The organism is Kribbella sp. NPDC058693 (genome assembly GCF_042715335.1).
GTDB lineage: Bacteria > Actinomycetota > Actinomycetes > Propionibacteriales > Kribbellaceae > Kribbella > Kribbella jiaozuonensis.
On record NZ_JBHXSQ010000001.1, the window covers coordinates 849,425 to 870,758 of the forward strand.

At 66.4% G+C, this 21,334-nt stretch carries 19 protein-coding genes; 12 read left to right on the forward strand and 7 right to left on the reverse strand.

The genetic code is table 11. The annotated features are described in order from the left end of the window. The first annotated feature begins 41 nt into the window (after positions 1–41). Entirely contained in the window at positions 42–686 is a 645-nt protein-coding gene (locus ACFWUU_RS03995; RefSeq protein WP_380172495.1) for a dihydrofolate reductase family protein, read from the forward strand. Here the strand turns inward: ACFWUU_RS03995 and ACFWUU_RS04000 are convergent. After that, positions 670–2,028, reverse strand: coding sequence for a serine hydrolase (locus ACFWUU_RS04000; RefSeq protein ID WP_380172496.1), 1,359 nt, complete (start codon positions 2,026–2,028; stop codon positions 670–672). The two genes, ACFWUU_RS03995 and ACFWUU_RS04000, sit on opposite strands and share 17 nt — an antisense overlap. 32 nt (positions 2,029–2,060) lie before the next feature. On the opposite strand from ACFWUU_RS04000, the gene ACFWUU_RS04005 reads away from it, so the two are divergent. Further along, entirely contained in the window at positions 2,061–3,467 is a 1,407-nt protein-coding gene (locus ACFWUU_RS04005; protein ID WP_380172498.1) for a serine hydrolase domain-containing protein, read from the forward strand. Positions 3,468–3,626: 159 nt separating this feature from the next. Here ACFWUU_RS04005 and ACFWUU_RS04010 read toward each other — a convergent pair whose 3' ends face one another. Continuing rightward, positions 3,627–4,439, reverse strand: a complete 813-nt coding sequence (locus tag ACFWUU_RS04010; protein WP_380172500.1) for a MerR family transcriptional regulator — start codon at positions 4,437–4,439, stop codon at positions 3,627–3,629. Positions 4,440–4,518: 79 nt separating this feature from the next. Between ACFWUU_RS04010 and ACFWUU_RS04015 the strand changes: the two genes are divergently transcribed. Next, positions 4,519–4,887, forward strand: coding sequence for a nuclear transport factor 2 family protein (locus tag ACFWUU_RS04015; protein ID WP_380172502.1), 369 nt, complete (start codon positions 4,519–4,521; stop codon positions 4,885–4,887). Here ACFWUU_RS04015 and ACFWUU_RS04020 read toward each other — a convergent pair. Next, a complete protein-coding gene (locus tag ACFWUU_RS04020; RefSeq protein ID WP_380172504.1) occupies positions 4,874–5,473 on the reverse strand; it encodes a hypothetical protein in 600 nt (199 codons plus the stop codon). The genes ACFWUU_RS04015 and ACFWUU_RS04020 overlap by 14 nt on opposite strands. Positions 5,474–5,665: 192 nt before the next feature. Here ACFWUU_RS04020 and ACFWUU_RS04025 point away from each other — a divergent pair, with 192 nt between their 5' ends. Continuing rightward, positions 5,666–6,205 (forward strand): ATP-binding protein, encoded by a 540-nt coding sequence (locus tag ACFWUU_RS04025; RefSeq protein WP_380172506.1) that lies wholly within the window; start codon positions 5,666–5,668, stop codon positions 6,203–6,205. A 3-nt stretch (positions 6,206–6,208) separates the two neighbouring features. On the opposite strand, the gene ACFWUU_RS04030 is transcribed toward ACFWUU_RS04025, so the two are convergent. Then, positions 6,209–6,697, reverse strand: coding sequence for a DUF1269 domain-containing protein (locus tag ACFWUU_RS04030; RefSeq protein WP_380172508.1), 489 nt, complete (start codon positions 6,695–6,697; stop codon positions 6,209–6,211). 135 nt (positions 6,698–6,832) lie between these two features. Then, complete coding sequence (locus ACFWUU_RS04035; protein WP_380172510.1) at positions 6,833–7,501, reverse strand: Type 1 glutamine amidotransferase-like domain-containing protein; 669 nt, start codon at positions 7,499–7,501, stop codon at positions 6,833–6,835. Positions 7,502–7,653: 152 nt separating this feature from the next. Between ACFWUU_RS04035 and ACFWUU_RS04040 the strand changes: the two genes are divergently transcribed. The 6 genes from ACFWUU_RS04040 (at position 7,654) to ACFWUU_RS04065 (ending at position 14,961) form a co-directional block, all read left to right on the forward strand. Then, a complete protein-coding gene (locus ACFWUU_RS04040; RefSeq protein WP_380172512.1) occupies positions 7,654–9,159 on the forward strand; it encodes an MFS transporter in 1,506 nt (501 codons plus the stop codon). A gap of 24 nt (positions 9,160–9,183) precedes the next feature. Next, the gene (locus tag ACFWUU_RS04045; protein ID WP_380172514.1) at positions 9,184–10,320 is read left to right on the forward strand and encodes an aminopeptidase P family protein; all 1,137 of its coding nucleotides are present in this window, start codon (positions 9,184–9,186) and stop codon (positions 10,318–10,320) included. A gap of 157 nt (positions 10,321–10,477) precedes the next feature. Continuing rightward, the gene (locus tag ACFWUU_RS04050) at positions 10,478–11,938 is read left to right on the forward strand and encodes an APC family permease (RefSeq protein ID WP_380172516.1); all 1,461 of its coding nucleotides are present in this window, start codon (positions 10,478–10,480) and stop codon (positions 11,936–11,938) included. Beyond that, positions 11,935–12,381, forward strand: a complete 447-nt coding sequence (locus ACFWUU_RS04055; RefSeq protein WP_137253697.1) for a hypothetical protein — start codon at positions 11,935–11,937, stop codon at positions 12,379–12,381. Before ACFWUU_RS04050 ends, ACFWUU_RS04055 begins: the two co-directional genes overlap by 4 nt. Before the next feature lies 1 nt (position 12,382). Then, positions 12,383–13,732 (forward strand): dipeptidase, encoded by a 1,350-nt coding sequence (locus tag ACFWUU_RS04060; RefSeq protein ID WP_380172518.1) that lies wholly within the window; start codon positions 12,383–12,385, stop codon positions 13,730–13,732. A gap of 14 nt (positions 13,733–13,746) precedes the next feature. After that, on the forward strand, positions 13,747–14,961 hold the full coding sequence (locus ACFWUU_RS04065) for a threonine/serine exporter ThrE family protein (RefSeq protein ID WP_380172520.1): 1,215 nt from the start codon (positions 13,747–13,749) through the stop codon (positions 14,959–14,961). 86 nt (positions 14,962–15,047) lie between these two features. Here the strand turns inward: ACFWUU_RS04065 and ACFWUU_RS04070 are convergent, their stop codons facing one another. Then, positions 15,048–16,355, reverse strand: coding sequence for a threonine/serine exporter ThrE family protein (locus tag ACFWUU_RS04070; RefSeq protein WP_380172522.1), 1,308 nt, complete (start codon positions 16,353–16,355; stop codon positions 15,048–15,050). A gap of 175 nt (positions 16,356–16,530) precedes the next feature. Between ACFWUU_RS04070 and ACFWUU_RS04075 the strand changes: the two genes are divergently transcribed. Further along, positions 16,531–17,448 (forward strand): aminoglycoside phosphotransferase family protein, encoded by a 918-nt coding sequence (locus ACFWUU_RS04075; RefSeq protein ID WP_380172524.1) that lies wholly within the window; start codon positions 16,531–16,533, stop codon positions 17,446–17,448. Positions 17,449–17,688: 240 nt separating this feature from the next. On the opposite strand, the gene ACFWUU_RS04080 is transcribed toward ACFWUU_RS04075, so the two are convergent. Continuing rightward, the gene (locus tag ACFWUU_RS04080; protein WP_380172526.1) at positions 17,689–19,437 is read right to left on the reverse strand and encodes a DUF6119 family protein; all 1,749 of its coding nucleotides are present in this window, start codon (positions 19,435–19,437) and stop codon (positions 17,689–17,691) included. 1,045 nt (positions 19,438–20,482) lie between these two features. Between ACFWUU_RS04080 and ACFWUU_RS04085 the strand changes: the two genes are divergently transcribed. Continuing rightward, complete coding sequence (locus ACFWUU_RS04085; RefSeq protein ID WP_380172528.1) at positions 20,483–21,202, forward strand: class I SAM-dependent methyltransferase; 720 nt, start codon at positions 20,483–20,485, stop codon at positions 21,200–21,202. Positions 21,203–21,334 lie beyond the last annotated feature (132 nt).

A 21,334-nucleotide genomic window follows, 5' to 3' on the forward strand; every position in this document is an offset into this window, starting at 1 on the left:
AGGCCGGACCGCGGCTTCTCACCTAACTGAGGAGCTATCTCATGTCACAGGTCAGGGTTCACAACTTCTCGATCTCACTCGACGGGTTCGGCACCGGTGAGGGTCAGGCGCTCGAGACGCCGTTCGGGCACGCCGGGGAGCGGCTGCACGAGTGGTTGATCGGTACGCAGTTCTTCCACGCGGGGGACCAGTTGGCCGGCGGCACGCTCGGCGCCGACAACGCGTTCGCGGCGCAGCACAACCCCGGTATCGGCGCCGAGATCATGGGCGCCGGCAAGTTCGGCCCGCCCGGGTGGCAGGACGACCCGGACTGGAAGGGCTGGTGGGGGCCGAATCCGCCGTACCACACACCGACGTTCGTGTTGACCCACCGCCCCCGCCCGTCGATCGAGATGGAGGGCGGCACGACCTTCCACTTCCTCGACGCGACGCCCACCGAGACCCTTGCGCAGGTACGTGAAGTCATCGGCGACGCCGACATCCGCATCGGCGGCGGCGCCACGGTAGTCCGCGACTTCCTCGCCGAGGGCCTCGTCGACTACATGCATGTCGCGGTGGTCCCGATCGTCCTCGGCCGCGGCGTCCGCCTCTGGGACGGCCTGGAGGCCCTCGAAGACACCTACAACATCGAGCCGATCACCACCTCCTCCGGCACCACCCATCTAACCTTCACCAAGAAGCGCTGAGTCTGCTGATGATTTCGGTGGCCTCGTCGTTCGTGGGGTCGAGGGTGAGGGCGCGTTGGGCGGCGGTCCGGGCTAGGTCGGGATCGCCGTCCAGTTCGTGGGCCCAGGCGGTCATCGTCGAGGCGGCGGATGAGGCCGGGCGCAGGTCGGTCCACAGGTGGAGGAGGGGCCAGACGAGGTCTGTCCGGTGTAGCTCGATCGCGCCCCACACGGCGTCTTCGAACCCGTCGTCGAAGCCGGGTTGCTCGATGGCGGTCAGCCGGGCGTACGTCGCTTTCGCCGCGTCCGGCCCTTCGGTTGCGAGCGTCTCGGCGACGGGGCCGGCGATTGGGCGTTGCGACGTACGCAGCTCCGTCACGCCCTCGCCCGGCTCGCCGACGAGGGCGATGTCGAGCGCCGCCTTCGTGATGGACGAGGCGGGGACGGTGTTGGAGTTGGCCAGCACGACCACGCCGGTACGTCGGTCCGGCACCAGCACGATCCTTGCCCCGAAGCCGGGATCGAGTCCGCTGTGGCTCAGAGTCCTGTGCCCGCGATAGGTCCCGAGCGCCCAGCCGAGTCCCATCGCCTCCTCCCACGGCGGACGACCGACTTGCACCACGGGCTGCGACATCAGCTCGAGTTCTGGTGCGTTCGTGATCCAGCGGGAGAGCTCGTCGAGGTTGGAATGCAGGGTCGAGCTGGGTGCGTGCCGCCTGGTGTACGGATAGGCGTCGCCGGGCACTGCCAGCGGCATCCCCACGTGCGGTGACGCAGCCAGCTCCGCGGGTACGTCGGCGCGGAGGAAGGTACTGTTCCGCATCCCGGCCGGCGCGAGGACTTCCCGCCGTACGGCGTCCTCGAACGTCGTGCCCATGGCCCTCGACAACGCCAGGCCGAGGAGCTCGTAGCCGGCGTTGGAGTAGGAGAACGCCGAATCGTCCCGCAGCCGCCAACCCGACAGACTGCGAGCGAACTCGCTGAGGGCGTCGTCGCCGAGCTGAGGATCGTGCCAGGCGTAGTCCGACACGTCGGGCAGACCGCTCGTGTGGCTCAGCAGGCGCCGCGCCGTCACCTCCCCGGCCCGGCCGTCGGCCAGCGTGAACTCTGGCACCCATTCGGTGATCGGCGCGTCCAGGTCGAGCTTGCGGACGACCGCCGTCGCGACGAACGGCTTCGACACCGACGCCAGGTGGAACATCGTCTCCGGCGTCACCGGCGTACCGCTGCCGACGTCCCGAACGCCGAACCCACGCGAGACAACCTCGCCGTCCCGCACGACCGCAACCGCCAGGCCGGCCACGTCATGCGACGCGACGAAGCCCTCCACCAGCGGCCAAAGCCCGTCCTCGAAACTCCCCATCGAACGACCGTACGCCTTGTTAATCTGCCCGGATGGGTTCCCAGCGCTTCCTCCTGCCGCGGGCGACGCCGGCCGCCGCGGGCATGTCGTCCAGTTCGATCCTCGCGCTGCTGGACGAGCTCGAAGCGCGGTCCATCGAATGTCACTCGATCATGGTCGTACGCCGCGGTCACGTCGTCGCGGAAGGCTGGTGGACGCCGTACTCCGCCGACCGCCCGCATCTGCTGTATTCGCTGACCAAGTCGTTCACGTCGATCGCCGTCGGTCTGGTAATCGCCGATGGGCTGCTGTCGCTGGACGACCGGGTGGTCGACGTACTGCCCGAGCACGTTCCGGCCGACATTTCGGAGCAGGGCCGCCGCATCACCGTTCACCACCTGCTCTCGATGACGACCGGACACGGCAAGGACAGCCTCGAGGAAGCGTGGGAGCTGGAGCCGAACGACCTGGTGAAGGGCTTCCTGCGCGCGCCGTTCGTCGCGGTCGAGGGGACGCAGCACGACTACGACAACGCGACCACGTTCATCCTGGCGCGCATGATCGAACGGGTCACCGGCTGTGGGCTTCCCGAGTTCCTCGACGAGCGCCTCTTCAAGCCGATGGGCATCGATCACGCCGAATGGGACCGCGTAGCGAGCGGCGCCGCCTTCGGATTCCACGGTCTACACCTCACCACCGAGGCCATCGCCGCCTTCGGCGAACTGCTACTCCGCAGAGGCCGTTGGGGCGACCAACAACTCGTCCCGAGCGAATGGGTAGGCCTGGCAACCAAACGCCACATCGATACCCTCCCCCTCCCCAACTGGCTCCCGAACCCCGACTTCGAGTCCGGCTACGGCTACCAGTTCTGGATCTCCCGCCACGGCTACCACGGCCACGGCTCCTTCGGCCAGTACTGCGTAGTCGTCCCGTCCCACGACCTCGTCATCGCCCTCACCGCGTCCGTCGCCCCCACCGACGCCCTCCCCGGCCTCTTCTGGAACCACCTCCTCGACGACGCCCCAGCAACCCCCGGGTACGACGACGTCCTCGCCGACCGCCTCCGCCACCTGTCCTTCCCACCCGTAGCAGGCACAACCGGCCATTCCATCAAGGCAACCCTTGACCCCTCCCCCTCCTCCGCCCTCCCCGCCGGCACCCCCGTCACCGTCACTCCCACCCCCGACGGCTGGCTCCTACAACTCGGCAACCTGACGATCAAAGCCGGCCACAACCACTGGCAAGAATCCGCACCCCTAGGCCGCCCCGTGATCGCCTCCGCCGCCTGGCAATCCAACACCTTCATCGCCGACGTCTACGTCATCACCACACCCCACCGAGTACGCCTCACCATCAACCCCAACACAGCCACAACAACCTGGAACACGGTCCCCCTAACCGGCCCCAACCTCACCCTCCACCTCCAACACCCCCTGATGACCAGACCAGACGTCTCGTAAACCCTCTCGACATGTCGCCGCCGGCAACGGCCTGCTCTTTGTACTGTCGCTCTCCTGCAGGACGGACTGCACGTCAGCCCGAAAGGCACCTCGCTCGCGCGATGGGAATAACCCTGGTCGCCCTCATGCCCCGCAACGCCGCACGCGACTGACCAGCGATCAGCCGGGAGTCAGGCGGAAGATTGGCCAGCCGATTTCGGTGCGCCATTGGGCGGACTCGTCGGTGTCGCGGGGACCGACCAAGTAGGTTTCGTGGACTGGGCCGGCCACGGTCATCGTGTGGGTGGTTGCCCAGCTGCCCAGGCGGCCGTAGGTGACGTCGATGTCGTCGTGTGGTCCGGCGTGTACGGCGATGGCGAGCTCGACCGCCGGGAGCTCGACAACCTCGATCCGCCCGCTCGCCCGCGGTTCGCGGACGGGATGGAACACGGTCAGCTCGCCAGACCCCTCGGTGAACAGCTCATTCGCGTATCGGCCGCCGGGCGGTCCGGTCCGCTCGTCGGGCGAGAACGCGGCGTCCAGCTCCGCCATGGCAGCGGCGTACCACTGATGAACGCCGTCAAATCCAACCGTGCCGCGGATAGCGGCGACCGTGCGAGCCGGATCAGAGCGCAGGCGCACCGGCAGTTCATCGGTGTCGGTGCGAAGCAGCGTGCGCAGGGACACGACGGCGGCGCGGGTTCGGTCGAGTGTGTCCTCCAGCCGCCGCAGGTGTGCCGCGACCAGGTCGGCGCGCAGCAGCGGATCGTCCGTCGCCAGGATCTGCTTCACCTCGGCGAGCGGTACGTCGAGCTGCCGCAGCCGATGGATCACCTGTGCGGACGGGATCTGCGCCGCAGCGTAGTACCGGTAGCCCGTGGCGGCGTCGACGGTCGCGGGCTCCAGCAGACCGGACTCGTGGTAGCGGCGCAGCGTGCGCACGCTCAGGTGGGTGAGGGTCGCGAACTCTCCGATGGTCAGCCCAGCGTGCATGCCCCCACTGTGCACCCTCCCGCTGGGAGAGAGTCCACGACTTGACCCTCTCCCGGAGAGAGAGCCCAGCTTGGACGGCATGGAACAGTTCGATTGGACCCAAGCGACCAAGATCACGCCGGATGAACTCCCCGAGCTGATCACCACCTACCTGACCGCGCACCAGACGCGTGACCTCGATACCGCGATCGCGCAGTACACCACCGATGCCGTGGTGACCGACGACGGCCGCGACTACCACGGACCGGCAGAGATCCGCACCTGGCTGGCCCGTGCAGCCACCGAGTACACCTATACAAGCAAAGTCACCGCTGCCTATCGCGGCGACCAGGACCACTTTGATGTCCTGCATCGCCTCGAGGGCAACTTCCCGGGCGGCGTCGCGGACCTGCACTTCCGCTTCACGCTCCGCGACGGTCTCATCGCGCGGCTGATCATCGAATCCTGATGTACGGCATTGACGCCGGGACCAGCGTCGGCTCGAGACGGACCAGACCCTCGGGCAAGGCGTCGACCCATTCAGCCAGGTCAGCGGTGACCCGGAACATCGTCGCCGGGATGTACGGCTGAGCTTGGTCGTCCGAGCCGGTGCCGAAGGTTTCCAGGCGCCAGTCTCGCCAACGGGCGTGCAGTACGTCGTACACCTCGTCGATCTGGGCGCGGGTGAACCGGCTGGGCACCACGCACAACTGTCCTGGCAGTTTCGGCGACAGTTGCCGGATCACCGCGTCCACGTCGGTGGCAGCGACGACCAGGACCTCCTGATCTGCGGAGGGACGGAAGATCGTGATGTGGACGATCGGTCCGGACGGTCCGCGGTCGTGGACGTCGGCATCCAGCTCGACCACGCCATGCCGCCAGCCACCGGGCGGCGGCGGGCACGGTGGCTCCCGCCAGACTGCCCGCGTCTCCCGGGGCGGGATCTCCGCCGACAACTCCTCGACCTCGATGCTCTCGTCGCCCCAGATCCCAACCACCGAGAGGTAGCCCAGCCCGGGGTTCGCGGCCGAGCCGGCGGCATCCGCCCAGATCAACCGAACCGACCGATGTGACTTCCAATCCGGTGCTCTCGGGGTCCCATAACTCACGCGCGCCAAGTCCAACCAGTCACCATCCGCCCTGGCCACGAACCGCCCCCAGGTCCGCACCCGGTCGCCCACCCCGAACACCAAATCCCTCGCCGCCATATCTACATGCTGCTCCACGTGCTGCTTGGATGGGCGGTGATGACCAGACAACCAACGCTCTTCTTGACCGTGGGACTCCCTTGTACCGGGAAGACCACGGCCGCGCGGCGGATAGAGATCGAGCACGGCGCACTTCGTCTGACCAAGGACGAATGGGTGAAGGCTCTCTACGGGCACGACAACCCGGACTCGGCCCAACGGGTGATCGAAGGACGGCTGATCGAGATCGGGCTGCGTGCTCTCGAGCTCGGCAACAACGTCGTGATCGACTACGGCCTCTGGAGCCGCGACGAGCGCTCCGCTCTACGGCAGGCCGCGGCAGACCTCGGCGCAACGGTAGAGCTGCGGTACTTCGAACTCCCCGCAGCCGAGCAGCGCAAACGACTCGACCAACGCCAGGCCGAAGCGCCCCACACGACCTGGCCCATGTCCGACGAGGAACTCGCCGAGTGGGCAGCCAGCATCGAGATCCCGACGCCAGGCGAACTCGACGGCACCGAACCTATCGACAACCCGCCCGGCGGATTCGCGACCTGGAAAGAGTGGCGCAACCATCACTGGCCGCCGGCGGGCGGCTAGGTGCTATTTGCCGCCGAAGGTCTCCAGCAGGATTTCCCGTTCGCCTTCGGTCAGGTTCGTGTCGATGAGCTTGCTGTGCATGCCGTGGAAGCGTTCGCCGACCCGGTCGAGGTTGCCGTTCTCGGTGACCGCGAAGAGGGCCGAGGTTCCGGGGGTGACCTCGGTACGGATCTTGTGCAGCTGCTCCTTGGTGATCCCGGAGTCCTGTGTGACCTTGCTGATCGCGCCGATCGCGGCCCCGGCCACGCCGCCGATCACGGGCACGAAGAAGAGGGCGCCCAGGAGGACTCCCCACAACGCACCCCACCCGGTTCCGCGCCAGGTTTCCTCGTGGCTCTGCTTGGTGGTCGGATGCGAGTCACCCTGGGGCCACGAGACGACCGCGTGGTCGAGGACCTTCACCAGCCCGTCTGCCTCACAGCCCTTCAGGATCGAAGCAGCGCCCTCAGCTCCACCCGGACTGTCGAACTTCCACACCGTAAAGGCGGTCATGGTCCACTCCTTGCCGTCAATCAAACCGAGCACGCTTGCTGCGCTGTACTTGCCGCAGCCCATCGTCACCCCGGACAAACGCAAGAACGTCACCCCACGGGGATGAATCTGACCGCGCAACCCGCCGATCGGCGACTAGGCCGGGAAGGCCTTCCAGTGCCCCTCGGAGATGACCTCGACGGTGCCATCGGTCACCTTGATGGCGGTCTGATCGTCGATGGCGTACGCCGGACCGGCGATCTCGGCGGCCCATTTCTCCGCGTCGGCCATGGTGTTGCTCGGCATGAGCTCATGGTCCAGGTGCGGGTAGATCGAGAAGTCGACGACCCCGAGCGTGCGGTCGTCCGGCGCAGAAGGCCACTTCACGAAGCCGTCACCGATTCGCGGTGTCATCACCATGCTGCCGGCACTGAGCCCCACCCAGACGGTCTCGGGTAGCGACGAGATGACGTCCGCCAGCCCTGATTCCCGCATCCAGTGATAGAGGTACGTCGCGTCGCCGCCGTCCACCAGGAGCACGTCGGCCTCTCGCACCCACGGCACCCACCGCTCCTCGCCGATGCTGGGCAGCGCGGTCAGTTCCAGCACGCCCAAGGACGCCCAGCCCAGGCTGGTCAACATGTGGAACGGGGGCTCGCCGGCGATGACACCTCGCACCGAGGCAGGTCCCAGCATCGGGTGGCCCCACTGCGCTGTGGGGATGCAGAGCGCACGGGCCTCGGAGATCGGCTTGCCCAGCAGCTCGACCAGCGCCTCACGGATGCTCTCGTTCGTGACGCCTCCGGATGTCAAAAGCAGCTTCACATCGCCTCCCGAGATCGGCCACCCTTCACCTGTTCAACCAACACTACGTTCCGGATCCGACAACCTCAGGCTCGTCCGTAGCGGATGAGGGCTGTTGCCGGGTGGCCGCCCTACCGTTGGTTCGGACTCTGGCCGATGACGGGAGGAAGCGCGTGAGCGACGCCGTACAGGTCAGGAGCCGAGCGCGTGGGGTACTCGCCGCCACGTGCATCTCGACGCTCGTGGTGAACGCGAACACCTCGGCGGTCAGCATCCTCCTTCCCGCGATCTCGGAGGACACCGGTACGTCGGTCCAGACGCTGCAGTGGGCGGTCACCGGCTATTCGCTGGTCGGTGCCGCGGTGATCGTCACCTCGGGCTCGCTGGGTGACGTCTTCGGCCGCAAGCGGGTGTTCCAATTGGGCCTGCTGTTGTTCGTGGTGTCGTGCGTGATGATCGCGCTCGCCAGGTCCGGCGGGCTGGTGATCGCCGGACGCGTCATCCAGGGCGCGGCCGGGGCGACCATTCTCGCGTGCGGCCTGAGCCTGCTCACGGTCGCCAACAAGGATGCCGCGCAACTGCGGGCGGTGTCGCTGTGGGGCGCGGCCGCGGCGGTCGGCGCGGCCGCTGGTCCGTTGGTCGGTGGCGTGCTCGTCGAGCTCAGCGGATGGCAGGGGCTGTTCTGGATCGACGCCGGTGTGGCGGTGCTCTGCATGGTGCTGACCGCGGCGACCGTGAGCGAGTCGAGGGATCCGGATCGACCGAGAACGATCGATTACGCGGGCACCGTGCTCGTCGCGCTGACGCTGACGCCGCTGATCCTCGGGGTCACCAAGAGCGGCGACTGGGGCTGGATCTCCTTCGCCACCTTGGGTTGCTTCGCGATCTCGATCGCGGCGGGGTACGCGTTCATCGCCGTCGAGGGACGGGTCGCCGTACCGCTGCTGGACCTCTCGCTGCTACGCAACCGAGTCCTGGTGGGCTCGACCATCGCGATCCTGATCGGCGCGGGCACGATCAACGGGCTGATGTACCTGCTCAGCCTCTATTTCCAGGATCCCTCCACCCTCGACTTCAGCTCGCTCCAGGCCGGTCTGGCGACGTTGCCCGCGACCATCGGACTCGTCGTCGTGGCGCCCTTCGTACCCCGGTTGGCCAAGAAGTTCGGCGGACGGCAGACGATCGGCGTCGGGTTCGCCCTCACGACCATCGGGTTCGTCATCGTGGGGTTCGTCGACGCTTCATGGAAGTACGCCGCGTTCCTGCTGCCGCTGGTTGCCATCGCGGTGGGCATGGGATTGTCCAACGGTCCCGCGTCGTCGGCGGCGACAGCATCGGTGCCGGAGAACCAGGTCGGCGGTGCCTCCGGTGTCTCCAACATGGCCCGGTACGTCGGCGCCGCGGTGGCGACCGCGCTGGCCGCCACCATCTACGGCACGGTGATCGGCAACCACACCGCCGACGGCGCGCCGAAGGGTGATGCTCTCGCCTCGGGCCTGGCCGCGGCCTCCTGGATGATGGCGATCTTCAGCTTCCTCGGCGTCCTGATGGCGTTCGTGATCGGCCGGCACCGCGCGGCGACCGGAACGTTGTACGACGCCGCCTCGGCAGCGGCCGCCCACACCCACACCCTGCCAACCTCGGCAACCGCCGGCCGAGCCGCGCCCGAGCGAAGCTGAAGGCGTACGTCCCGGGAGGAATCGATGACCACGACCCAGCCGACACCACCGGCACCCTTCACGACCGAGGACTACTCGGACCGCATGCGACGCGTCGTGGGCGACGCCGAGCGCGCGGGACTGGACGGGCTGCTCATCACCCCCGGGCCTGACCTGGTCTGGCTCACCGGATACCAACCCACCGCCATCACCGAGCGGCTGACGATGCTCATCCTTGCCCCGGGCAAGGACCCGACGCTGCTGGTGCCGACCCTGGAGCGGCCGGACGCCGAAGCGGCCGTCGGTGCGCCGAGCCTCACGATCGTGGACTGGGCCGACGGGGACGACCCGTTCGCGAAGGCCGGCAGCTACCTTCGCGCGACCGCGACGATGGGCATCGCGGACTCGGCCTGGGCGATGCACCTGCTCGGCCTGCAGGAGGCGCTGCCCGGATCTTCCTATCGATCGCTGACGCAGAGCCTGCCGATGCTCCGGGCGGTCAAGGACGCCGACGAGCTCGCCCGGCTGGACGCGGCGGGCGCGGCCGCGGATGCGACGTACGAGCAGATCGTCGGAGTCCGGTTCGCCGGTCGGAAGGAGACCGACGTCGCGGCCGATCTGGCCCGGCTGCTGCGGGAGTTCGGGCACGAGCAGGTCGACTTCACCGTGGTCGGCTCGGGCCCCAACGGCGCCAATCCGCACCACGAGGCCGGTGACCGCACCATCGAGGTCGGCGACGTGGTGGTCCTCGACTTCGGCGGACTGATGTACGGCTACGGCTCGGACACCAGCCGCACGGTCTGTGTCGGCGAGCCGTCCGCCGAGGTCCGTGAGGTGCACGAGATCGTCCGGTTGGCCCAGCAGGCCGGCGTCGAGGCGGTCCGGCCGGGCGTTGCCTGTCAGGAGATCGATCGCGCGGCCCGCAAGGTGATCACGGACGCGGGCTACGGCGAGCGGTTCATTCATCGCACCGGCCACGGCATCGGTACGACGACCCACGAACCGCCGTACATGATCGAGGGTGAGGAGCAACAACTCGTCCCCGGGATGTGCTTCTCCGTTGAGCCCGGCATCTACCTGGCCGGGGATTTCGGGGTCCGGATCGAGGACATCGTGACCGTCACCGGGGACGGCGGTCGTCGGCTCAACAACACCGAGCGCGACCTCCGCATCGTCGAGTAGAGCCGGCGCATCAGGCGGAGGTCGACGCGGCAGCTCATCCGCCGAGGATGAAGATCGGGCAGCCCGGCCGGTTCCAGACTGTCACCGGTGGCCCACTTTCTGGGGCCTACTGCGGAGGCTCTCTCATGGATGGACGAGCTTTACCTCGAGGAATCTGATGGGCGCAGCGGAAGTACCGGCCGACCACACCGAAGCCGTCGCCGCCGGACGCACACGCACCAACACCCAGTGGATCTCATGGGTCGCGCTGGCGATGATGACGACGAGTTCGGTGGCCAGCCTCAGGGCCGCGCCGACGATGGCGGTCTACGGACTCGCCTGCGTCTTCTTGTACCTGCTCCCGGCCGTCGTGTTCCTGCTGCCGACCTCGCTCGTTTCCGCGGAGTTGGCATCGGGCTGGAACGGCGGGATCTACAACTGGGTCTCGCAAGGCATCTCGAAGCCGGCCGGCTTCCTGGCCGTCTGGTGCCAGTTCGCGATGACCATCTTCTACTACCCGAGTCTCCTCGGGTTCGTCGCGAGCACCCTCGCGTATGTGTTCAACCCCGAGCTGGCCAGCAGCGGGGCGTGGACCGCGGCGGTCATCATCGTCGTGTACTGGTCCGGCGTCTGGGTCTCCTCGCGCGGCACCAAGGGCGTCGCCGGCCTGGCCAGCGGCGGTCTGATCATCGGGACGTTGATCCCGGGCGTCGTGCTGGTGACGCTCGGCATCGTCTTCCTTGGCCAAGGCAACCAGTCGGCCGCACCGATGACGTCGGACAACATTCTCCCTGCCTGGGCAGGGCTTTCGAGCCTCGTGCTGATCGTCAACAACTTCCTGTCCTACTCCGGCATGGAGATGAACGCGGTGCACGTGTCGTCCCTGAAGAAGCCGGCCAAGGAGTTCCCGAAGGCGATCTTCCTGGCCATGGGGCTGGTGCTCGCGATCTTCATCCTCCCCGCGTTGGCGATCAGCTGGATCGTGCCCGCCAAGGAGCTCTCGCTCACGGCCGGCGTCATGCAGGCCTTCGACGCGGTCTTCGCGAACTTCGGTTGGCAATGGCTGACGCCGATCGTCGGGATCATGCTGGTCACCGCGTCCCTCGCCGGCATGCTGACCTGGCTGGCCGGACCCTCCAGGGGCCTGCTGCTGATCTCCCGCCAGGAGGGCTACCTCCCGCCGTTCCTGCAGCGACTCAACAAGAACGGCGTACAGCAGAACATCCTCGTCGTCCAAGGCCTGATCACCACCCTGATCGGCCTCGCGTACGCGTTCATCCCCGATGTGTCGAGCGCGTACTGGATCTTCTCGGTGATCACCACGCAGGTCTATCTGATCATGTACCTGCTGATGTTCGTGGCCGCGGTCCAACTGCGTCGCAAGGATCCGGACCACCCCCGTGGCTACCGGGCGCCGATGCTGGTCGGGCTGTGCGGCGTCGGGTTCGCCGCCTCGCTGGCGGCCTTGCTGGTCGGGTTCATCCCGCCGTCGCAGTTCGAGTCCGGCAACACCGCCGTGTACCTCTTGGTCGTCGGCGGCGGCGCCCTCGGTCTCGGCCTGCTGGTGCCCTTCCTGTTCTACCGGCTGCGCAAGCCTTCCTGGAAGCAGCCTGAGCCGCAGGGGGTGAGTCCGGAATGAGCACACCTGTCGAGACCCAGTCCGGACGCGAACGGTCCTGGATCTACATCACTGCCTGCGTCATCCTCGCCGTCCTGCTGATCATCGGGCTGCTCACCTTCCACTCCCGGAAGGAGAGCAACGAGGCCGACCAGAAGGCCGACCAGCTGATCGCCGCACTGGCGGCCACCGGATCCCGTACGCCGGATAAGGACCAGATCGTGCGTGTGCTCGGCAGCGACGGAGGCGCGACCTGCGAGGACCCGAACAACGCGCTGGGCCGGGCCGTGCTGTTCACCCAACTCGCCAACGGCGCTGCCGGCCCGGGGGCCAGGCCGGTCATCGTCGACAGCCGGGCGCTCAAGGGCCAGCTCCTGATCATCCAGATCTACTGTCCCAACGAGCTGAAGGACTTCCAGAAGTTCGTCGAGGATCTCAAGACCGACGACGTGGTGGGCGACTGAGATGGCGGACCTGCGGCAGCGCATCGCGGACCTGATGCCGGTGGCGCGCGACGAACTCGCCGAGCTCGTCGCACTGCGATCGGTGGCCGACCCCCGCCAGTACCCCGCCGCCGAGTGCGAGCGCACTGCTCAATGGGTGCTGGAGAAGTTCGCCGACATCGGTTTCACCGACGCCCATCTCGAAGAGACCGCGGACGGCAGCATGGCGGTCGTCGGATCCAGGAAGAGCTCAGGTACGGCGGCTCCGACCGTGCTGCTCTACGCCCACTACGACGTGCAGCCTCCGCTCGACGACGCCGCCTGGCGCACGCCCCCGTTCGAGCTGACCGAGGTCGACGGACGCTGGTACGGCCGCGGGGCCGCCGACTGCAAGGGCAATATCGTCATGCATCTGGCGGCTCTGCGGGCACTCGGGGATGAAGTCCCGGTCGACCTGAGGCTGGTGGTCGAGGGTTCCGAGGAGCAGGGCACCGGCGGCCTCGAGGCGTTCGTCCCTGAGCACGCGGATCTCCTCCGCGCCGATGCGATTCTCGTCTGCGATACGGGCAACGCCGCGGTCGGCCGTCCGGCGGCCACCGTGAGTCTCCGCGGCATGGTCAACGTCGTCGTCACCGTCGAGGCCCTGGCATCGGAGATCCACTCCGGGATGTTCGGCGGCCCCGCCCCCGATGCCCTCGCCGCCCTGGTGGCGATGCTGTCCTCACTGCGCGACGCGAAGGGGAACACCACGATCACCGGGCTGGACAACACCCGTACCTGGTCGGGTGCGCCGTACCCGACCGAGCAGTTCACCTCGGATGCCGGGGTCCTCGACGGAGTCTCACTGCTCGGGGACGGCAGCGTGTCCGACATGCTGTGGGCCCGACCGGCGGTGACCATCCTCGGCATCGACTGCCCGCCGGTGGTCGGCTCGGCTGCCGCCGTGGTCCCGAAGACCTCGGCACGGCTGAACCTGCGCATCCCGCCCGGCCTGTCGCCCGACGTTGCCAAGCGTGCCCTCATCGAGCACCTGAAGGCTGCCGCTCCGTGGGGCGTGCATGTCACGGTCGAGGTCGAGGCGACCGGTGCTCCGTTCGAGGCGTCCACCGACGGCCCGGCGTACCGGGCGTTGGCGACGGCGATGCAGGAGGCGTACGGCCGGCCGATGGCGAGCCTCGGGCAGGGCGGCTCGATTCCCCTGTGCAACGTGTTCGAGGAGACGTACCCCGACGCCGAGCTCATCCTGATGGGGGTCGAAGAGCCCTTGGCCCTCATCCACGCCCCCAACGAGAGCGTGGACCCGACCGAGATCGAGGGCATGGCCCTGACCGAGGCACTGTTCCTCCAGCACTACGCCTCCCTGAACAGCTGAGACGTCGGCGTGACGTGACCCGCTTCGACGTCGTGGTCCGCGTCGCCAGGCTCGCCCTGGAGTCCAGTGCCGAGGGTGTCGAGACGCTGGAGGATTCGGTCACCAAGGCGGCCTCGGCGTACGGCCTGCATGTCGACCTGGTGGTCCTTCCCGAGCAGATCCTGCTTACGGAGCGGTCGTCCAGGGAGGTCGGGCGGGCAGCGGTGGTGAGGGCGGCGCCCGGCATTTTCCGGCTCGACCAGGTCGCCGCCATCAAGCGGTTTCTCGTCCAGGTGCAACGACAGCCGATCGACCCCGACGAGGCGTGCCGTCGTCTCGACGCGATCGCACAGTCGAAGCCCCGTTGGCCTGCGTGGGTGCGGATCCTCGGGGTCGCCCTGTTCGCGGCGGGGTTCGCCCCGAGCGTGGTGGCGACCTGGGGCGAGGCGGGTGCGGCCGCCATCCTTGGGTTGGTCATGGGCGCGCTCGTCGTCCTCACCGCCGGGCGTCCCCTCGAAGGGCTGGTCCCGTTCTTCGGCGCCTTCATCGTCACCACGCTCGCGCTCACCGTGATGTCGGGCCTCGCCGAGACCACGGGCGTCACGCTCATGGTCCTGCCGGCGCTGTTCATCGTGGTCCCCGGCGACACTCTGTCGGCGGCCGCCGAGGAACTCCTGGGTGGCCGCCTCACCGCCGGCGCGGTGCGCCTCGTGTCCGGGTTCCTCACACTCGGCCTGATCGTGATCGGCATCGTCGCGGCAACCGGTGCCACCGGCAACGGATCCGCCCTGGCCGAGACACTGCCCCCGCCGGAGCTCTCCTTCATCGTCGTCCTGGCCGGATGGGTGGTGTTCTCGGTGGGCCTGGTGCTCGCGTTCAACGCCGAACCCGGAGCGCTCGTCTGGTTGGTGCCCGGCGTGATCGGCACGTTCCTCGTCCAGCAGGGAGTGACCCGTCTCGCCGGCGCGGTCCTCGGCACGCTCGTGGCCGGTACCGTACTCGGTGCCTGCGGCAACCTTGTAGGCGCCCACCCGCAACGACCCCCGCGCCTCATCCTCTTGCTGGGCGGGTTCTTCGTCCTCACCGTGGGCGGGGTCGGCGTACGCGGCGCCACCGCCCTCCTCGGCGGGGACATCGTCACCGGACTGCAGAACCTGTCAGACTTTGCCCTCCAGGTCCCGACCGTGGCGTTGGCGATCGCCGCCGGCGTCATCGTCAGCGACCACTGGGTACGCCGCCAGATGCCCTGACCGTTCGACCGCTGCCCGGGCTAGGTGGCCTGACCGTTCGACCTCTGCCCTGGCTAGGTGGCCTGCCCGCTCGACCTTTGCCCGGGCTAGGTGTCCTTGCCGGCGCGGCGTCGCAACGGGCCGACCATGTGTGGGCCGGCGAGCCGGGTCTCCAATCGATGTGCCTCACGCTTGACCGGCTGCGCGAGGTACTGACCGAGGATCACGCCGGACGCGAGCGCGAGCGCGGTGGCAAGCGCGGAGGCCAACTCGAGGGCGCCGTCCTTGCCTTCCGCGAAGAGGGCGAGGCCCCGGTAGATGTCGAGGCCCGGTAGGAGCGGCACGATCGCGGGGACGACGACGCCGAGCGCCGGGACCCGGAAGCGACCGGCAACGAGGTAGCAGACCGCGCCGATGGTGACGGCAGCGACCGCCGACCCCCAGGTCCGGCCGACCTCGGACCTGTCGACAGCCAGCAGAACCCCCTGCCCGAGCGCCGCAACCAGGGCCACCGCTATGAGGGACCGCGGCGGGGAGTACGACGCGAACGCGAAAGCCGCAGCGGCCAGGGCGGCGCCGAACACCGTGACCCCGACCTCCGCCGGACCGGCCGCGCCAGGTGTGAAGGTCGTCAGGCCCACGCCGAGCAGGTCACCGACGGTGAGCCCGGCACCCACCCCGGCGATGATGCCCGCCGTGTTCAGTACGGCATCGATCAACCGGGCGCTGGCCGTTACCGGGAAGCCGGTCAAGGCGTCCTGGGTGGCACCCATGATGCCGACGCCGGCCAGGAGCATGACGATCCCCGCTGTGACGACGCGGGACGGGTCCACCTCGAGCTCTGTTGCCGAGGCGATCACCGCTACGAGCGTGGCGACGAAGCCTCCCGCCGCCTGCTGGTAGAACGCCGGGATGCGATGCAGTGGCAGGAGCAGCTGTGTCCCGTCGATCGCACAGGCCGCCAGGAACGCGAGCAGACAAACGACCGGGCCGCCGCCCAGGGTGAGCGCGATTCCGGTTCCCATCACGCCCCAACCGATGGTCACCGCCCAGCGGCGTCGGTGGTGACCGGTGGACACGATCCGGGCGACCTGATCACGAGCCTCGGCCCTGGTGATGTCGCCGGCGACGAGGCTGGTCAGCGTTTCGTCGACCTCGATCAGGTGCGCATAGTCGACCGGGCGCCGGGTCACCCGGCGTACCTGGATCGCGGCGGGCTCGTCACGCGTCGGTTGGTGGCGGAGGGTCAGGTTCACGAACGTCACGTCCGCGGTCACGTGACTCACCCCGCAGGCCCGTGTCACCGCCAGCATGGCGACCGTGACATCAGCCGCCCCGGCCCCCGACGACAGGAGCACCTCGCCGATCCGCAACGCCAGATCGAGCGTTTCGTAGACCTCGCGTCGCTCCGTCATGTCCTGTCCGATCACGACTCCCAAAGTCGCGTCACGCGCGCCGGGCGACACTCGTCAGGAACCCATCGTCGGAGCCCCAGCGCCCCGAGTCATCGTCCGGCATGGGTGATTGCGCCGCTGTGGGGATCTAGATACTCGGTTGACGGCAGACGGCTCCGATCGATCCGATGGCCTTGTGAGTCCCCGCAAGGTGTACGCCGACCAGGCCGACATCGACACCCCGCTCGTCCGCGAACTAGTAGCCGCACAGTTCCCGCAATGGGCCGCGTTGCCACTGGAGCCGATCGACTCCGGCGGACTGGTGAACGCGATCTACCGCCTCGGCCCAGACCTGTCCGTACGCCTACCGCTCCGCCCCTCGACCGCCGGCATAGTCCAACGAGAGCAGGCCAAACTCGCAGCACTAGCGCCGTTCCTGCCCGTGGCCATCCCTTCCGTCGAGGCGATCGGCTCACCCACCGAGGCGTACCCCGGCGAGTGGTCCATCCACCGCTGGCTCCCCGGCACGCACCCCTCCCCCACCACGCTGGTCGATCCGCGCGGCCTGGCAACGGACCTCGCGACCTTCATCGACGCCTTCCGCCAAATCAACCTCCCGGACCGCCCACCGGCCTACCCAGGCGAACGCCGCACCCGAGCCCCGATGGCCTCACTGGACTCCCCGACACGGAAGGCAATCGACGACCTGGCCGACCTGATCGACACCCGCGCAGCCCTTGCATCATGGGAGGAATCCCTCGCGGCCCCCTACGACGGCCGCGAAGTCTGGGTCCACTCAGACCTCACCCCAAGCAACTTACTCATCTCCCCGGAAGGCCGCCTAACCGCAGTCCTAGACTTCGAAACCTCCGGCCTCGGCGACCCAGCCTGCGACCTCTTCCCCATCTGGTACCTCCTCCCCGCCACCGTCCAAGCCACCGTCCACGCCGACTTCCGCACCACCCTGAACCTAGACACCCCCACCTGGCTCCGCGGCCGCGGCCGCGTCCTCTCGCAGGCCCTAACCGTCCTGCACCACCTCAAGGACACCAACCCGTCACTCGCAACCTCCGCGCGCCACGCCATCAGCAACGTGCTCGCAACTCCTCGGTGACCTGGTTCATGCGAAAGGCCAGTTCTCCGAACGGACAACCGGCCTCTGACTGCAGTGGAGCTTCGTGCATTTCGAACCCCTGACCGCTTCCACGCCATTCACACCCTGCCGCTTTGGACGCGGTATGGCTCATCGGGAGAAGTTCGGCATCGTCCACGCCGGTGTAGGCCCGCTGTCACTCAGTTAGACACTCGCTCCCCAGACGCTCCCCCGTCCTGCGACTGCTGACCGCTGACCGCCCTATGCTGCTTCTACAACCTTCACCCAGGCAATTTGCAGCTTCGCTTGCGATTCTCCACTACCAATTTGGCGGAATTGATTGTCGAGCGACACGATTTCCATCCGCGCTACACTAGATCTGAATGCGTCTAGAGATGATTCGTCAACTTTAACCTTGGTCCCATAAGCTAAAATATACGTTCGTGGCAGCTCAAACAGTGACAAGAACTCTTCTTCCGAGAGGGTTGCCCGTCCCCTTGCAACGAGACGCTTGTAGTGGTCGCGCAGCTTGACGCGGGTCCCGATGCGCAGGTCATTCTCGATCAGCTGCGCCGAATTTATAACCTGCGAGCGCACATCTCTGACCTTCACGTCAAAGTCACGTTTAACATGGATGACATAGGTAGTCTTGCCATCTGAGGCAAGCCCATCGAAAAGCTCGACGTTATCGGTCAGTACCTTGTCGCCATTGATGAAGAAACGACCATTAATGGCCGTTTCATTGTAGACACCTTCAGCAACAGCCTCATTCCATTCTCGGAGCCCTACGGCCGAAGAATCCACGTCACGGTCCTTCATGACAACCAGGAAATCTTTAGTGACCTGTTCGATGTAACTGGCATCGACCTCATACCACTTGCCAGACAGCAAGAAGTAGGTCTTACTCTCATGCCGCAACTCACCCTGAAGGTGGCTCAATAGCGTCCCGGATGTGTTAATAAACGACCCATAGTCAAGATTGGTAGTGCGAATCGACACCGAAGTAAGGCTCTTCACCAGATCAGATTCATCGATCTGGACACCGCCTACAATGTCTTCCAAGCCAGGCGGACTGTCGCCTTCATAGATCGATTCCTTACCTTGACTGACTACGTACTCACTGGCGTTGTCATACGTTGACGCGTCGACATGCGAAACAGCCAGGTTCGCGTAGTCGTGATCAACAAAGATCCTTCGGGCCAGAGCCAGCCGAAGCGCGGCGATAAGATCTTTCTTTTTGCGTGGATTAAGGATTTTGATAGCGTCAAGCGCCCCCCAGCCGTCATCGTTCGGCAGCGGAGATTCTGCCTTCACGGCAAGCCACTTGATTAGTTCAAGAATTTTCTCCGGCTTTTCAATCCGGGGCCCAAGTCTTACTGAGGCACTTACGTCCAGTCGAATCTTACTCTTCTCCCCAAACACGGAGACGAGTGCGCTTTCACCAAGGACCTCATCCCGAACCTGACCACTCAATGCTGTCCATACATTGGAGAGAGATTCGGTGTAGGTGATTCGACGAGGGTCCCGGAAATGAATGTTGCTGGCCAGTGCGTCACCGGTGATTTGACTGGACCGGACACCTGTCACTTCCGGCTTAGCAATGCGGCGGCCAACTTCAATCGGAAATGAAATATCAATGAAGCGCTCAAACACTACTAATGCCTGACCCGACGTGTAGGCATAGAGGTCGTCATCAACAGTCACGAAGCACACCAGGTGCTGCATCTGGTTGTAAATATCGTCAAGTTCGATGCCAGATCCTTTGAAGAATTTTACCCACGCGCTCAAATTCGGCCGAGCGGTGTCATTTAGATATAGGTCAAACTTGGCTCCACCGACCTGCGCAGAGCCCTGGGCTTTATAGGTCTCGGGCCCACCCTTGCTCTTATTGTATTCAGTAACAATCAACTCATGGAGATCGGCCACTTGACCGCCTTCACCCAAGACTTCCATTGCCGAATCCACGTCGATCTTATAGATCGGCGCATTAATTCCTCGCTTTGCTGCCACACCGCCCCCTCCCCAAGCGCATCAGCCACCCCAGCGGACGCGCCATACGTCTGATTTCAGTCGTAGCAGACGACTATGCACCGATTACGCTCTGTTGCCAAGGCCTGAGTGACAGACCATCGACACGTCGAGGAGAGACGAAGCTGTGCTCGTGTCCCCGTTGGTTGCAGCTGGCGCTGCCTTGCTCGGAGTTCGTTATGGAGCCAAGGCACTGGAGTCGCAGGAATCGAAAGTAGGGATCAGGCTCGGAATGAGAAGCCGTCAGCAAGTGCTGCTGATGCAGTTGACCCACGGAGTTGAGTCGGACGAGGCCGAGTGGAGAGCACCCACAAATATGACCCTTGCCGATCTGGACAGGGTTTCGCGTGCTCCGCGCGGACATCAATCTGATGGAGTCGAACGTGGGCGCAGAAATCGACTCACGAGGCTTTCGCGCAGGCGTCGGGCACAGAAGTCTTTGGTGAATGCTGCGCCATGGCCAGTCGGACCGACAGGCGAGGCCAGTCCTCCCGCATCGCCCCGATAGCCGCCGACCTTAGGTGTGGTCCGGTCCGTGCTCAAGCGTCGAGCATGCTCGATCGCGAGCACGCCGTAGGCGCCCATGACACGTGCCGCACCACAATTCTCCACGGTTGCTATCGGGGCGATGCGGAAACCCAGGAAGGCGCGGCAACTTGGGCAACCGGGCGTTAGGCGGGTAGCTGGCCATTCCGGCGAGTGAAGCACCGACAGGGTGTCGGATCGTTCATGGCTCGAGTTCTGCACCTGCGCGCCAAGGGACGCGCCGGGAGCGCAGCGAAGCGGAGGCGTCCCGCCCTGTGGTGGCGGCGCGCTTTCGGGCCCTGAGGGGCCCGTCTTGAAACGTAGAGAAACTTGTCAGGCGTTCGTCGTCCCGCGGCTGTCCTCCGTCGCCTGATGTGCGGCACTCGTGCGCCAGGTGAGCTCGACAGTCGGAAGCGCGTATCGCGGCGGATGGGTGCGTCGCCAACTGGACCGAGTGCTTGGTTGGCGCGCACATGCGCCCCCGGCGTAGTAGAAACCTGTCATGCCCGATTCGGTGAGCAAGTCCGCTGCCCCAGTCGCTGACTACGACGGCTTCGCCGCCGCATACTCGGCCAGCAACGAGAACAACCTCTTCAACGCCTACTACGCGCGTCCGGAGATGATTCGTCTCGCCGGCGACGTCGCGGGCCTGGAGATTCTCGACGCCGGCTGCGGTTCAGGCCCTTTGATGGAAGCTCTGCGCGGCAAGGATGCGTCGGTGTCCGGCTTCGACCTGAGCCCCGCCATGATCGAACTCGCCCGCGAAAGGCTCGGCGAGGACGCTGACCTGAAAGTCGCCGACCTTGGTGCGCCCCTTCCCTATCCCGACGACGCGTTCGACAGCGTCGTCGCATCACTGTCCTTGCACTACGTCAAGGACTGGGCCTCGGCACTGGCCGAGCTGCGGCGTGTACTCAAACCCGGCGGCCGGCTCATCGTCTCGATCATCCATCCCACGGTCTACGCGGTCGTGTACCCCGACGCCGACTACTTCGCCCTCACCCAGTACTCCGAGGACTACGACTTCGGCGAAGGAACCGTATGGATGACCTACTGGCACCGCCCCCTGCAGGACGTCATCAACACGTTCATCGACGCGAGGTTCGGCATCAAGACCGTCACTGAGCCACCACCCGCAGCCAACACTCCAGCCGAGCTGCTCCCCAACCCGGACGGTCGCTCATTCATCTGCTTCCTGTTCTTCGAGCTGGAAGCCCACTGAACAGGTCGCGGCGCTGCCTATGACCAAGGCGGCACTGCCCGGCTGGTTCACGACGCGCTCCAGCATCCGCACATAGGCTGCGCCTCGCGTTGGCCGTCTCCCTCAGTCGGTCGCCAGACGCCTAGCCTGTCG